This is a genomic window from Pseudomonas viridiflava (assembly GCF_003702045.1).
GTDB lineage: Bacteria > Pseudomonadota > Gammaproteobacteria > Pseudomonadales > Pseudomonadaceae > Aquipseudomonas > Aquipseudomonas viridiflava_C.
In genome coordinates this window covers 1-698 of sequence record NZ_RBTP01000018.1, presented here as the reverse complement: position 1 = coordinate 698, position 698 = coordinate 1, and the positions used below count along the sequence as shown (strand labels likewise).

At 57.4% G+C, this 698-nt stretch carries 1 protein-coding gene; it reads right to left on the bottom strand.

Annotated elements, in window-relative coordinates; genetic code table 11:
- Positions 1-698, bottom strand: a 698-nt coding sequence (gene tnpC / locus ALP40_RS07710) for an IS66 family transposase (RefSeq protein ID WP_122207715.1), incomplete at both ends; no start/stop codon positions are given.

Sequence of the window (698 nt, the reverse complement as noted above, 5' to 3'; positions counted from 1 at the left end):
TCAGCGCGATATCCGCACGTCCCGTTTTACCTTTGGGTTGTACTTTCTGTGCTTCAACAAACTTGCGTCGAGCATGCGCCCAGCAGCCTAAACGTTCGACTCCGTCCTGCGCGCCCAAGGCGTTGTAACCGGCGTAGTCATCGGTCATCACGTAACCGCGATAACCTTCGAGCAGGCGCGTTGGCACCTCCTGCGCCCGGCTGGTGGAGTAGTCAAAAAGGATGACCGGCCTATCCGGTGGGCCGCCGGTTTGCACCCACATCCAGGATTGGCTGCTCGGTTCTCGATCTGGTTCTTTCAGCACTTGCACGCGCGTTTCGTCGCAGTGGATGACGCGGCTTTCCAGTAGCCGGTCGCGCATCAAATTCAGCAGTGGCTGGAAGTGTTCGCCGCACTGGATAACCCAGCGCGCCAAGGTCTGACGTGGGATATCGATACCGTGGCGACCCAGTACTTTTTCAAATCGATGAAGCGGTAAACCGTCAACGTATTTGGTCGTCAGCAACATCGCCAGAACGCTGGGGCTGGCCATGCTCTTTTCAATCAGTTGAGCTGGCTTGTCTGCTGTGACGGGTGCCGTTTCGCAGTCGCGGCAGCCATAGACTTTACGAACATGCTTGATGACCCGGATCTGCATCGGCACGATTTCAAGCTGCTCGCTGACTTCCTCGCCAATGGCGTGTTTGCGGCAGCCGCAG